Here is a 12875-nt window from a genome sequence, read left to right on the forward strand (position 1 = left end):
CCAGATCATTGCCAGTCAATCGGGGCTCAGCCGTGATAACCAGAGCGATCTGCGACAGTTGAGCGAACTGGTGACCAGTGTCACGCCGCAAGTGACCCAGACCTTGGGCGAAGGCCGCTCCATGGGCGCTTATTCCCTGGGCCAGGGCTTTCTCAATTCGGCGTCGAGCACGCGCTTCGACGAGCTGTTGCAGCAGATCGAGAAGTTGCAGGCCGAATACGCCCTGAAACTCCAGGATGCCCTGGGCGGCAGTAAAAATGCCCATGCCGCCCTGGACTCTCAGGCCGCCGCCAGCAAGGCGTCGTTGAAAAAAGGCAGTGAGCTGTTCGAAGAGCAGGTGGTCATGGCCGAAACCCTCGATGCGCCCTGGCCGGCTTTCTACGATCAGGTCAGCGCCCTGATGGCGCAAACCTACCAGCTCAATGACGCGACCCTGGCCTATCTCGGCCAGGAGCTTGAACAGCGCCTGGGGCAAAATCGCCTGCATATGCTGTCACTGGTGGTCGCGCTGGCGGCGGTGTTTTTCTCCATCGTCTATCTGTATGGCGGTTTCTACGCTTCGACCCGGACCACCTTGCGGCGTCTGGGGGAAATGATGAACAAGGTCGCGGCCGGGGACATGACGGTCAATTTCGTCGCCCATAGCCGCGATGAACTGGGTGAACTGGGCGGCGTGTTCAATGGCACCGTGGCGAAGATCCATGACCTGATCGAGCGGGTCGGGCAGACCGTCAGTGAGGTCGAGCGCCAGGCCGGACAGGTCGAGTCGGTATCGGCTCGCAGTAACCTGGCGGTGGCCGGTCAGCGCAGCCAGATCGAACAGGTGGCGACGGCCATGAATCAGATGTCGGCCACCGCCCAGGAGGTGGCCCGCAGCGCGGCGGCGGCGGTGAGCAGCGCCCACAGCGTGAATGGCGAAACCCTCAGCGGCCGCGGTCTGGTCGAGTCGCAACAGAACAGCATTGTGCAGTTGGCCGGCGAGATCGATCAGTCGGTGCAGGTGATCAATCAACTGGCCACCGATAGCCAGTCCATCAGCCGGGTGCTGGAAGTGATCAAGAGCATCGCCGAGCAGACCAACCTGTTGGCCCTCAACGCGGCCATCGAGGCGGCCCGGGCCGGTGAGCAGGGGCGGGGCTTTGCGGTGGTGGCCGACGAGGTCCGGACCCTGGCCAAGCGCACCCAGCAGTCGACGGGGGAAATCGAGCAGATGATCAGCCGGCTCCATGGCGGCGTGGGGGCGGCGGTGAAGGCCATGGGCGTCAGCCATGGGATGGCGAACAGTACGGTCAGCCAGTCGGAAAAGGTCCAGCAGGCGCTGGAAAATATCCTTGGCGCGGTGGGCATGATCGTCGACCAGAACCAGCAGATCGCGGCCGCCGTGGAACAGCAAACCGCCGTGGCCCACGATATCGACCAGAACATCGTCGAGATCAACCGCGCGGGTGAGCGTACGGCGGAGGGCGCGCATCAGACCGAAAGTGCCAGCCGCCTGCTCTCGGTACAGGTGGTGGAACTCAAGCAATTGATCGGTGCGTTCAGGGTCTGAGGCGAGGTTTGCCGGCGCTCACGCTGTTGCTGCAGGCCAATTGAACAGCGCACAGGCATTGGCCGTGCTGGCGCTCGCCAGCGTCTCCGGGTTCACACTCATCAGCCCGGCCAGCGCCTTGCAAATCGCCGGCAAATGCTCGGGGCTGTTGCGCTGGCCGGCGAACATCACCGGCGCCATATCCGGTGAATCGGTCTCCAGCACCACGCTGTCCAGCGGCAGATCGGCGATGACCTTGCTCAGGCGCAAGGCCTGCGGCCAGGTGCCGGCACCGCCCAGCCCCAACTTGAATCCCAGCTTGAGGTATTCCCGGGCTTCCTCGCGACTGCCGGCAAAGGCATGGATGATGCCGCCGCGCGCCGGGCGAAAACGCTTGAGAGTGGCAATGGTCGCCGCGTGGCTTCTACGCACATGCAGCAGCGCGGGCAGGGCGAAGTCCACCGCCAGTTTCAGTTGGGCTTCGAACAGCGCTTGTTGGCGTTCACGATCCAACTGTGGCAAAAAATAATCCAGGCCGAACTCGCCCACCGCGCACAACTGCGGATGACCGGCACAACGCGTCAGCCAGTCGCCCAGTTCGTTGAGATCGGCCGGGCGGTGCTCATCCAGATACACCGGGTGCAAGCCGAACGCCGCGTGCAACCGCGAGTCGCTTTGCACCAGGTCCCAGACCCGCTGCCAGTTTTTCTGATAAACCCCCAACACCACCATCCGCCCCACACCCAGGGCGCGGCTGCGCTCAAGGACCTCGTCGCGATCATTATCGAAATCGGCAAAGTCGAGATGGGTATGGGTGTCGATCAGCTCCACTTTTAGACCCCGTGGATTCGCTGCTTGAAGGTCCGGGCGATGGCCTGGACGCCCGGCAGGTAGTTCTTGTCCTCGATGGCGGCCAGGGCCAGTTCCAGGGCTTTTTCGGCGATCAGCTGATGTTGTTGGGCCATGGCGTTGACCGGCAACGGCAGGAAGTCCAGCAACTGGGTGTCGCCGAAGGTACCCAGGCGCAGCGGCTGCGCCTGGAGCGGCTGATCATGCAGGGCATCGAACACGCCTTGCAGCAGGACATAGGAGGTGGTGATCAGGGCATCCGGCAGATGGCCCAGGCGTTTGATCAGGCCTTCCATCAACTGGCGCCCGCACTCGCGGCTGAAGGCCTCGCCATGCTCGATCAGCACCTCGCCCTTGAAGCCCTTCAAGGCTTCCTCGAATCCGGCGGCGCGCTGGCGGCTGATGCTCAACTCGGCACGGGCGCCGATCAGGGCGATATGCCGTGGCAACGGCTGCAGCAGGCTGCGGGTCAGTTGCAGGCTGGCCCGACGGTCGTCGCTGACCACCGAGCAGAAGTGTGCCGGTTCCATTTCCCGGTCGATGGCAATCACCGGTGTCCCCAGGGCCTGCAACTCGCGATAGCTGTCGTCGGCGGCGGGCAGGCAACTGGCGACGAACAGGGCATCGCAGCGCCGCGCGCGGAACAGTTGCAGCAGTTGCCGCTCGCTGTCGGGGGCGTCGTCGGAACTGGCGATCAGCAATTGATAGCCATGGGCGCGGGCGCCTTGCTCCAGCAGCTTGGCGATGCGCGCATAACTGGGGTTTTCCAGGTCCGGCAGAATGAAACCCAGGGTTCGCGTCTTGCGACTGCGCAGCCCGGCAGCCTGGGGGTTGGGCGTGAAGCCATGTTGCTCGACCACCGCCCGCACCCGTTCCACGGTGCTGATGCTGATACGCTGCTGCGCGGCCTTGCCGTTGATCACGTAGCTGGCGGTGGTGACGGACACACCGGCCAGTTGGGCGATATCACTGAGTTTCAAGCGGGGAGTTCCTTATTTTGCTGCAGCGTTCAGGTCTGCATTTTCGCTGATCGTATCCTATTCCGGCAGCCGACCTTCGTCGTCCAGTTGTCAAAAGACGACGGAGCTTCAGATATCGGGCTGTATACAACCCACATGTCGCAGCCTTGGGACCGTCAAACGCTTCGACGGCCCGCCATGGTCCAGCGGTTTTTCAAGACGCCCTGGGGCTTCAACACCGAACAATAATCGAGTAACGTGACCAACACTCTAGATTAAACGTTTCAGCAAGCGTATTTTTGCGGCATTCGGCCCGTGTCATGGTCCTGCCAGAAGACCGTTGCACATTGTTCGGGCCACCCGCCTAAGCTGATTCATTCAAAACAATACCTAGCGTCCCTATGACGCTGAATAGGAGAAAGGCATGCTCGAGCTCACCGTAGAGCAGATTTCCATGGGCCAGTCGGCCGTGGACAAGTCTGCGGCCCTGCAACTGCTCGCGAACAGACTGGTGGCCGACGGCCTGGTGGCCGAGGGTTACCTGGCGGGTTTGCAGGCGCGTGAAGCCCAGGGCTCGACCTTTCTCGGTCAAGGTATTGCGATTCCCCACGGCACGCCGGAAACCCGCGACCAGGTGTTTGCCACCGGTGTGCGCCTGCTGCAATTTCCCGACGGTGTGGACTGGGGCGACGGCCAGATCGTCTACCTGGCCATCGGCATCGCGGCGCGCTCCGACGAGCACTTGCGCCTGCTGCAACTGCTGACCCGGGCCCTCGGCGAAACCGATCTGGGCCAGGCCCTGCGTCGTGCCAGTTCCGCCGAAGCGCTGCTGAAATTGCTGCAGGGCGCCCCCCAGGAGCTGGCGCTGGATGCACAGATGATCGGCCTGGGCGTGGCCGCGGACGATTTCGAAGAGCTGGTCTGGCGCGGTGCGCGCCTGCTGCGCCAGGCCGATTGCGTCAGCAATGGTTTTGCCGCCGTGTTGCAGCAGGTCGAAGCCCTGCCCCTGGGCGATGGCCTCTGGTGGCTGCACAGCGAGCAGACGGTCAAGCGTCCGGGCCTGGCTTTCGTGACCCCGAACAAGCCGATCCGCTACCTCGGTCAGCCCCTGAGCGGCCTGTTCTGCCTGGCCAGCCTCGGCGAAGCGCACCAGGCTCTGCTCGAGCGCCTGTGTGCGCTGTTGATCGAAGGCCGTGGCCAGGAACTGGGGCGCGCCACCAGCAGCCGTGCGGTGCTCGAAGTCCTCGGTGGTGAGCTGCCGGCCGATTGGCCGAGCGCGCGGATTGCCCTGGCCAATGCCCATGGTTTGCACGCCCGGCCGGCGAAAGTCCTGGCGCAACTGGCGAAGCATTTCGAAGGTGATATCCGGGTGCGCATCGTCGACGGCACGGGCAGTGCCGTGTCGGTGAAAAGCCTGAGCAAGTTGCTCAGCCTCGGCGCACGGCGTGCCCAGGTGCTGGAATTCATCGCTGAGCCGAGCATTGCCGCCGATGCCTTGCCGGCGCTTCTGGCGGCGGTGGAAGAAGGCCTCGGCGAGGAAGTCGAGCCATTGCCGGCGATCAGTGCCGCGAGCCCGGTGCCGGAAGAAGTACTCGCGCCCCTGGTGGCGCCGAGCGCCGGCAGCCAACTCCAGGCCATCGCCGCCGCACCGGGCATCGCCATCGGCCCGGCCCATGTCCAGGTGCTGGCGCAGTTCGATTACCCGTTGCGTGGCGAGTCCGCGCTGGTTGAGCGTCAGCGCCTGCAACAGGCCCTGGATCTCGTGCGCGCGGACATTGAAGGGCTGATCCAGCGCAGCAAGGCCAAGGCCATCCGGGAAATCTTCATTACCCATCAGGAAATGCTCGACGACCCGGAACTCAGCGACGACGTCGAAGCCCGTCTCAAGCAGGGCGAAAGCGCCGAGGCCGGCTGGATGGCCGTGATCGAGGCGGCGGCCTGTCAGCAGGAGACGTTGCAGGATGCCTTGCTGGCCGAACGCGCGGCGGATCTGCGGGATGTCGGCCGGCGTGTGCTGGCGCAACTCTGCGGCGTCGAGACCCTGGCCGAGCCCGACCAGCCTTATGTGCTGGTGATGGATGAGGTCGGTCCTTCGGATGTGGCGCGATTGGACCCGGCACGGGTTGCCGGGATTCTCACGGCCCGCGGCGGGGCCACGGCCCACAGTGCGATCGTGGCCCGGGCCCTTGGCATCCCCGCTCTGGTTGGTGCTGGCGCGGCGGTGCTGCTGCTGGCGCCCGGTACGCCGTTGCTGATCGACGGGCAGCGCGGCCGCCTGCATGTCTCGCCGGATGAGGCGACCCTGCAGCGTGCCTTGCAGGAACGTGACACCCGCGAGCAACGCCTGCGCCTGGCCTCGGAGCAACGCCACGAACTGGCGCTGACCCGCGATGGCCACCCGGTCGAAGTGTTTGCCAATATCGGTGAAAGCGCCGGCGTTGCCAGCGCAGTGGAGCAGGGAGCTGAAGGCATCGGCCTGCTGCGCACCGAACTGATTTTCATGGCCCATCAGCAGGCGCCGGACGAGGCGACCCAGGAAGCCGAATACCGCCGCGTGCTCGATGGCCTGGCGGGTCGGCCGCTGGTGGTGCGGACCCTCGATGTGGGCGGCGACAAACCGCTGCCGTACTGGCCGATCGCCAAGGAGGAAAACCCCTTCCTCGGTGTGCGCGGTATTCGCCTGACCCTGCAACGCCCGCAGATCATGGAAGGGCAGTTGCGTGCCTTGCTGCGGGCCGCCGACAACCGTCCGTTGCGGATCATGTTCCCGATGGTCGGCAGCGTCTCCGAGTGGCGCCAGGCGCGGGAGATGACCGAACGTCTGCGGCTGGAAATCCCGGTGGCCGATCTGCAACTGGGGATCATGATCGAGGTGCCGTCGGCGGCGTTGCTGGCGCCGGTGCTGGCCAAGGAAGTGGACTTCTTCAGTGTCGGCACCAACGACCTGACCCAGTACACCCTGGCCATCGACCGTGGCCACCCGACGCTCTCGGCCCAGGCCGACGGCCTGCACCCGGCCGTGCTGCAACTGATCGATATCACCGTGCGCGCGGCCCATGCCCATGGCAAATGGGTCGGCGTGTGCGGCGAGCTGGCGGCTGATCCTTTGGCGGTGCCGGTGCTGGTAGGGCTGGGCGTGGATGAGCTGAGCGTTTCGGCGCGGAGCATTCCCGAGGTCAAGGCGCGGGTCCGCGAGCTGAGCCTGCCCCAGGCCCAAGCGCTGGCCCAGGCCGCCCTGGCGGTGGGCAGCGGCGATGAAGTCCGTGCCCTGGTGGAGGCTTTGTAATGGCGCGGATTCTGACCCTGACCCTGAACCCGGCGCTGGACCTGACCGTGCAGTTGGCACGGCTGGAGCCCGGCCAGGTCAACCGCAGCGAAGCGATGCAGACCCATGCCGCCGGCAAAGGGCTGAATGTCGCCCAGGTGCTGGCGGACCTGGGCCATCAACTGACCGTGGGCGGCTTTCTCGGCGACAGCAATCCGCAAGCGTTCGAGGCCCTGATGGCGCGGCGCGGTTTTGTCGATGCCTTTGTCCGGGTACCGGGGGAAACCCGCAGCAATATCAAGCTGGCCGAGCATGACGGGCGGATCACCGATCTCAATGGTCCCGGTCCCCTGGTCAGTGAACAGGCGCGGCAAGCCCTGTTGGATAAACTCGACCTGATCGCCCCGGGGCACGACGCCGTGGTGGTCGCCGGCAGCCTGCCGCAAGGGGTGAGCCCCGAGTGGTTGCAGGCGCTGCTGTTGCGCTTGAAAGGTCTCGGCCTGAAGGTCGCCCTGGACACCAGCGGCGCGGCGTTGCGCGCCGGTCTCGCGGCGACGCCCTGGTTGATCAAGCCCAATGGCGAGGAACTGGCCGAGGCCTTGCAGATTCCCGTGAACTCGTTGCAAAGCCAGGCCGAAACCGCCGCGCGACTGCAAGCCCAGGGCGTCGAGCACGTGGTGATTTCCCACGGTGCCGAAGGGGTGAACTGGTTTTCCGGCGCGCCGGCTTTGCAGGCCCTGCCACCGAAGGTAAAAGTCGCCAGCACGGTGGGGGCCGGCGACTCGTTGCTGGCCGGCATGCTGCACGGGCTGCTCAGCGGTCACTCCGCCGAACAGACCCTGCGCACCGCCACCGCGATTGCCGCCCAGGCGGTGACCCAGATCGGTTTCGGCATTAGCGACCGGGCGCAGTTGGCGCAGCTTGAAAGCGGCGTCCGCGTGCACGCCCTGACAGAACAATAAGAGGGATAGTGATGAAATTAGCCATTGTTACCGCCTGCCCGAACGGCATGGTCACCAGCGTGCTCTGCGCCCGCCTGCTCGATGCGGCGGCCCAGCGCCAGGGTTGGAGCACCAGCGTCGAAGTCCACGACAGCCAGCACCCGGAGCGCCAATTGTCGGCGGCCACGGTCGATGCCGCCGAATGGGTCCTGCTGGTCAGCAGCGTGCCGGTGGAGATGTCGCGGTTTGTCGGCAAGCGGGTGTTTCAAAGCACTCCGGCCCAGGCGTTGCAGGATGTCGAGGCGGTGTTGCGTCGCGGTGCCGAAGAGGCCCAGGTGTTTGTCGCGCCCAAGGTCGCCCCTGCGGTCGCGGCCGAACCGGTTGCGGCGCCCAAGCGCGCCCCGCGCCTGGTGGCGGTGACCGCCTGCCCGACCGGCGTGGCCCACACCTTTATGGCCGCCGAAGCCTTGCAGCAGTCGGCCAAGCGCCTGGGCTATGAGCTGCAGGTGGAAACCCAGGGTTCCGTCGGCGCCCGCAACCCGCTGAGCGCGGCGGCGATTGCCGAGGCCGATGTGGTGTTGCTGGCGGCGGATATCGAAGTCGCCACCGAGCGTTTCGCCGGCAAGAAAATCTACCGTTGCGGTACCGGCATCGCCTTGAAGCAGCCGGACGCGACCCTCGACAAGGCCCTGGCCGAAGGTCAGCCGGAACAGGTCGCGACGGGCAGCGGCGGTGCTCCGGCCAAGCAGGAAAAGACCGGCGTCTACAAACACCTGCTGACGGGTGTCTCGTTCATGTTGCCGATGGTGGTGGCGGGCGGTCTGATGATCGCCTTGTCGTTCGTCTTCGGCATCACCGCCTTCAAGGAGCCCGGCACGCTGGCGGCGGCCTTGATGCAGATCGGCGGTGAGAGCGCGTTCAAGTTGATGGTGCCGTTGCTGGCCGGCTATATCGCCTATTCGATTGCCGACCGTCCGGGCTTGGCCCCGGGGATGATCGGCGGCCTGTTGGCGAGCACCCTGGGCGCGGGTTTTATCGGCGGCATCGTTGCCGGTTTTCTTGCCGGCTACAGCGCCAAGGCGATCAATCGTTATGCGCGGCTGCCCAGCAGTCTTGAGGCGTTGAAACCGATCCTGATCATTCCGTTGCTGGCGAGCCTGTTCACCGGTCTGGTGATGATCTACGTGGTGGGCAAACCAGTGGCGGGGATGCTCGAAGGGCTGACCCATTTCCTCGACAGCATGGGCACCACCAACGCGATTCTGCTCGGGGTGTTGCTGGGCGGGATGATGTGCGTCGACTTGGGTGGACCGATCAACAAGGCGGCCTATGCATTCTCGGTCGGGCTGCTGGCGTCGCAGAGTTATGCACCGATGGCGGCGACCATGGCCGCGGGCATGGTGCCGCCGATCGGCCTGGGGATTGCCACGCTGATTGCGCGGCACAAGTTTGCCCAGAGCGAGCGCGAGGCGGGCAAGGCGGCGTTTGTGCTGGGGCTGTGCTTTATCTCCGAGGGGGCGATTCCGTTTGCCGCCAAGGACCCGTTGCGGGTGATTCCGGCAAGCATTGCCGGTGGTGCGCTGACCGGTGCCTTGTCGATGTATTTCGGCTGCAAGCTGATGGCGCCCCACGGCGGTTTGTTCGTGATGCTGATCCCGAATGCGATCAACCATACATTGCTGTACCTGCTGGCGATTGTCGCCGGTAGCCTGCTGACGGCGCTGGCCTATGCCGTGCTCAAGCGGCCGGAAGTCGTCGAGTTGGCGGTGGAGCCGGTGCGGGCGTAACCGCGTTTGGCTTCGGATATTGCGGCGGTAGTTGCTCCGCGATCGCCAGCAAGCCGGCTCCTACAGGTGTTGTGTCGCACGCAAGGTTCGCGTTCGACCACATCCTGTAGGAGCCGGCTTGCTGGCGATGAACGATAACGCGGTGTCTCGGTGTAGCCGTCAGTACACATCCCGCCGATAACGCCCTTGCTCGATCAATTGCTCGACGGCCTCGGCCCCGAGCAACTCCAGCAGCACCTGATCGACGCCCGTCGCCATCCCCTGCAAGCTGCCGCAGATATAGATCGCCGCACCGTTCGCCAGCCATTGGCGCAGTTCATCCGCCGCTGCGCGCAGGCGATCCTGGACATAGATCTTTTCTGCCTGGTCACGGGAAAACGCCAGGTCCAGGCGCGCTAGGTCACCGCTGGCCAGCCAGCCTTTCAGTTCTTCCCCGCAGTGGAAGTCATGGGCGATATTGCGCTCGCCGAACAACAACCAGTTGTCTCTCTGGCCATCGGCAATGCGCGCCTTGAGCAAGCTGCGCAAGCCCGCCAGGCCCGTACCGTTGCCCAGCAGAATCAACGGGCACGGCGCCGTCGGCAAATGGAAACCACTGTTGCGCCGCAGCCGCAGGCTGATACCGGCGCCCGGCGCCGCATGCTCGGTCAACCACCCGGAACCCAGGCCCAGGCTGCCATCGGCGTGGCGCTCCTGGCGCACGATCAACTCCAGTTGCCCATCGCTTTCAATGGAGGCGATGGAGTATTCGCGCGGGCTCAGCGGTATCAGCGCATCCACCAGGGCCTGGGCATGCAGGCCGACCAGATGAGCCCGGTTCTCCGGCAACTGGCGTGCTCCCAGGGCCTGGGCGAGGCTTTCCTGCAAACCGTCGAGTTGTACCGGAGTGTCGGCGTCAAGTCCGAGTCCGGCGAGGAAGCGTTCCACTGCCAGGGCACTCTGGCGTGGGAGGATTTCCACCAGGTCACCGGCTTGCCATGGGGTCGCCGTCTCGGCCGTCAGGCCCAGCAGGTAGACGGCGGAACCGGCGCTGCCCGGGTTGAGCAGGTCGCGCTGGCGCAAGGTCCAGTTGGCGAAACCCGGTGCCTGCCAGGCCACCGGAGGCGTGCCGCCGGTCAGTTGGTTGAGTTGCTGTTGCCAATAGCGCAGGGCGTAGGGATCGCCGTTGTCGACTTCGACCGGGGCGAACAGGGTATTGCCGCCACGCGCTTCCAGCCACCGATGCAGGCGTCGGGCGAAACCGCAGAAGTGTTGGTATTGCCGGTCGCCCAGGGCCAGTACCGAATAGTTCAGGGTGCCGAGGGGCAGCGGCTGGTCGAGTACCTTGCGTTCGAAACCGCGCGCACTGTCTGGTGCCTCGCCGTCGCCGAAGGTGCTGACGACAAACAGCGCATGCTGCGACTCGCGCAGGTCCCGCTCATTGATGTCGGCCAGCGGGCTGACCCGCACTGGCACGCCGGCGGCCTGCAACTGACCGGCGCTCTGCCAGGCCATCTGTTCGGCGAAACCGCTCTGGCTGGCGAAACCGATCAGCCAGGCGGAGGCCTCGCCGTCTTGTGGCTCCAGGTCCAGGCGGGCTTGCTTGACCTGGCGTTTCTTGCGCCGCCGATCGAGGTACAGCAGCCAGCCGGTGACGAAGAACAGCGGCATGGCCAGGCTCGACAGGGTCAGCAGGACTCGCCCGGTGATCCCGAAGTAGCCGCCGGTGTGCAGCGCGTAGAGGCTGGTCAGCAACTGTGCCTTGAAGCTTTGGTCGGCGTAGCGCAACTGGTCGCTGATCACCCCCGTGGCCGGGTCCAGGTTGATCTGGTTGAGGGCCCGCTCATGGGGCGAATCCTTGAGCAGGTAGTAGACCGTCGCCGGTTGCCCGGCCACCGCCGGCATGCGGATGTTGTAGGCGCTGAGGTCGGGGCCCGTGGCCCGCTGGATACTGGCCCAGATCGCGTCGTAGTCGGCGCTCGGCGCCGGGCCGCCGGGTGCCGGTTTGCGCTGCCCACCGCCGCGATGCTGGATCGGTGAGTCGGCCAGCAGTTTGTTCAGCCCGTCGCTGTACCACTCGTAGGACCAGAACAGGCCGGTCAGCGCCGACAGCAGGTAGAGCAGCAGGCACCAGGTGCCGGCGACCGCGTGCAGGTTCCAGTTGAAGGCGCGACCTTTTTTCGCCCGGTCGAGGGTCAGCCAGACCCGCCAGTTCAGGGCCTGGCGCGGCCAGCGCAGATAGAGCCCGGAAAGGCAGAAGAACAGCAGCATCAGGGTGCATGCGCCGGTGATCTGCCGGCCGGTATCACCCAGGGCGAGAAAACGGTGCAGTTGCAATATCAGGGCGAAGAAGTCCTGGCCTTGTGCCTCACCCTGGTACTCGCCGGTGTAGGGGTCGAAATAGCGCATCTGCCCACGGCGTTCACCGGGCGCAGGTGTGAAAGCGACTCGCGCGGCGTTGTCGCCATGGGGGGAAACCCAGAGCATGGCGACGGTCTTGCCCTCGCGGGCTTCGAGCCTGCGCACCAGTTCGGCGGGGGGCAGGGCTTCAGCGTGCTCCGGTACTTCGAGTTGCAGGACGTCGGGGTTGAGCAGGCCTAGCAGTTCGTCCTGGAACGACACCATGGCTCCGGTAATGCCCATGAAAGCCAACACCAGCCCGGCAGTAATGCCGAACAGCCAGTGCAATTGGAACAGTGTTTTCTTCAACACGGCGACCGCCTTGCTTTCTCGAAGTGATTCTCACGACGCGCATTATGCCGTGTGTTTGTGAGAATGCGACGAATTCATATTAACGGCGTTTTTTTCGTGTGACAAAACGGACAAAAGCCCCGTTCCTGGGCAGGAGCTGGGCTTGGGTCGATGCACGAGCGGGTGGGTTGAAGGCTCAGGCGCCTTGCAATATGCGTAAGGCCGCCGTGGCCAGGAAGCCCGACCGACTCTTCTGCTCGGGATGATTGCGCACGTAAGCGTCGATACGGCTCAACAGGTAACCGGGCAAGGTGATATTGAGTTTTTCCGACTTGCCCAGGTACTGGGTGATATCGATGTCCACCAGTGCCCAGATGCAACCTGCGTAGTCCGGGTTTTTCGCGTGCTGGGTCACGGTGCCCGCCCGAGGGATGGGCGCGTCGTCCTCGGCGAGAATTTCCAGGTGTCCTTCGATGGCTTCACGGGCCATGGCCAGGGCATCGTCCAGGTCCTCGCCCGCCGAGAAGCAGCCCGGAATATCCGGAACCTCTACGCCCCAGGCGTGTTGCTCGTCACCGGGTTGAATCGCAATGGGGAAAAGCATGATGGTCTCCTGCTTGCAACTGTGCTTGTTTCAGGATGCTGTTGACTGTCTTGGTCAGTAGGTCCTTCTTCGGATGGGGGATGGTCACCAGCCCTGGCTTGTACAGGTGCTTGAAATGGTGGTGACTGCCCTTGATCCTGACCAGATACCAACCGTCCGCTTCGATAAGCCTGATCAGCTGTCGGCTATTCAAGACGACGTTCCTTGTCGTTGGGATTTGGTGGTTACTGTACCCACCAAATTCCACAGGGCAACAGTACACCGCTTCGAAA

The 12875-nt window shown here is 64.6% G+C and carries 9 protein-coding genes; 4 read left to right on the forward strand and 5 right to left on the reverse strand.

Annotated features, from left to right (window positions below; translation table 11 throughout):
- Window positions 1-844 precede the first annotated feature (844 nt).
- Window positions 845-1549 carry a methyl-accepting chemotaxis protein gene (locus HX830_RS32410; RefSeq protein WP_371317478.1) on the forward strand — a complete coding sequence of 235 codons (705 nt, stop codon included), beginning with the start codon at window positions 845-847 and terminating at the stop codon, window positions 1547-1549.
- Window positions 1550-1567: 18 nt separating this feature from the next.
- On the opposite strand, the gene HX830_RS06475 is transcribed toward HX830_RS32410, so the two are convergent.
- Together HX830_RS06475 and cra are read right to left on the reverse strand one after the other, a co-directional pair.
- Window positions 1568-2359: a TatD family hydrolase gene (locus HX830_RS06475; RefSeq protein ID WP_177099399.1), complete on the reverse strand. Its 792-nt coding sequence runs from the start codon at window positions 2357-2359 to the stop codon at window positions 1568-1570.
- Between the two features lie 2 nt (window positions 2360-2361).
- Window positions 2362-3357, reverse strand: a complete 996-nt coding sequence (gene cra, locus HX830_RS06480; protein ID WP_177099400.1) for a catabolite repressor/activator — start codon at window positions 3355-3357, stop codon at window positions 2362-2364.
- A 403-nt stretch (window positions 3358-3760) separates the two neighbouring features.
- Here cra and ptsP point away from each other — a divergent pair, with 403 nt between their 5' ends.
- Genes ptsP through HX830_RS06495 form a run of 3 tightly spaced genes read left to right on the forward strand, consistent with a single transcriptional unit; the run spans window position 3761 to window position 9329 of the window.
- Window positions 3761-6622: a phosphoenolpyruvate--protein phosphotransferase gene (gene ptsP, locus HX830_RS06485; RefSeq protein ID WP_177099402.1), complete on the forward strand. Its 2862-nt coding sequence runs from the start codon at window positions 3761-3763 to the stop codon at window positions 6620-6622.
- On the forward strand, window positions 6622-7563 hold the full coding sequence (gene pfkB, locus HX830_RS06490; RefSeq protein WP_177099404.1) for a 1-phosphofructokinase: 942 nt from the start codon (window positions 6622-6624) through the stop codon (window positions 7561-7563). Before ptsP ends, pfkB begins: the two co-directional genes overlap by 1 nt.
- Before the next feature lie 11 nt (window positions 7564-7574).
- Window positions 7575-9329, forward strand: coding sequence for a PTS fructose-like transporter subunit IIB (locus HX830_RS06495; protein ID WP_103494707.1), 1755 nt, complete (start codon window positions 7575-7577; stop codon window positions 9327-9329).
- A 159-nt stretch (window positions 9330-9488) separates the two neighbouring features.
- Here HX830_RS06495 and HX830_RS06500 read toward each other — a convergent pair whose 3' ends face one another.
- From HX830_RS06500 to HX830_RS06510, 3 genes are all read right to left on the reverse strand, one after another.
- Window positions 9489-12020 carry a PepSY domain-containing protein gene (locus HX830_RS06500; RefSeq protein ID WP_177099406.1) on the reverse strand — a complete coding sequence of 844 codons (2532 nt, stop codon included), beginning with the start codon at window positions 12018-12020 and terminating at the stop codon, window positions 9489-9491.
- A 175-nt stretch (window positions 12021-12195) separates the two neighbouring features.
- The gene (locus HX830_RS06505; RefSeq protein WP_100941218.1) at window positions 12196-12603 is read right to left on the reverse strand and encodes a type II toxin-antitoxin system HicB family antitoxin; all 408 of its coding nucleotides are present in this window, start codon (window positions 12601-12603) and stop codon (window positions 12196-12198) included.
- A complete protein-coding gene (locus HX830_RS06510; RefSeq protein ID WP_100941219.1) occupies window positions 12572-12796 on the reverse strand; it encodes a type II toxin-antitoxin system HicA family toxin in 225 nt (74 codons plus the stop codon). The genes HX830_RS06505 and HX830_RS06510 overlap by 32 nt, the downstream gene beginning before the upstream one ends.
- Window positions 12797-12875 lie beyond the last annotated feature (79 nt).

The sequence above is a fragment of the Pseudomonas gingeri genome (assembly GCF_013385425.1).
Lineage (GTDB): Bacteria > Pseudomonadota > Gammaproteobacteria > Pseudomonadales > Pseudomonadaceae > Aquipseudomonas > Aquipseudomonas gingeri_D.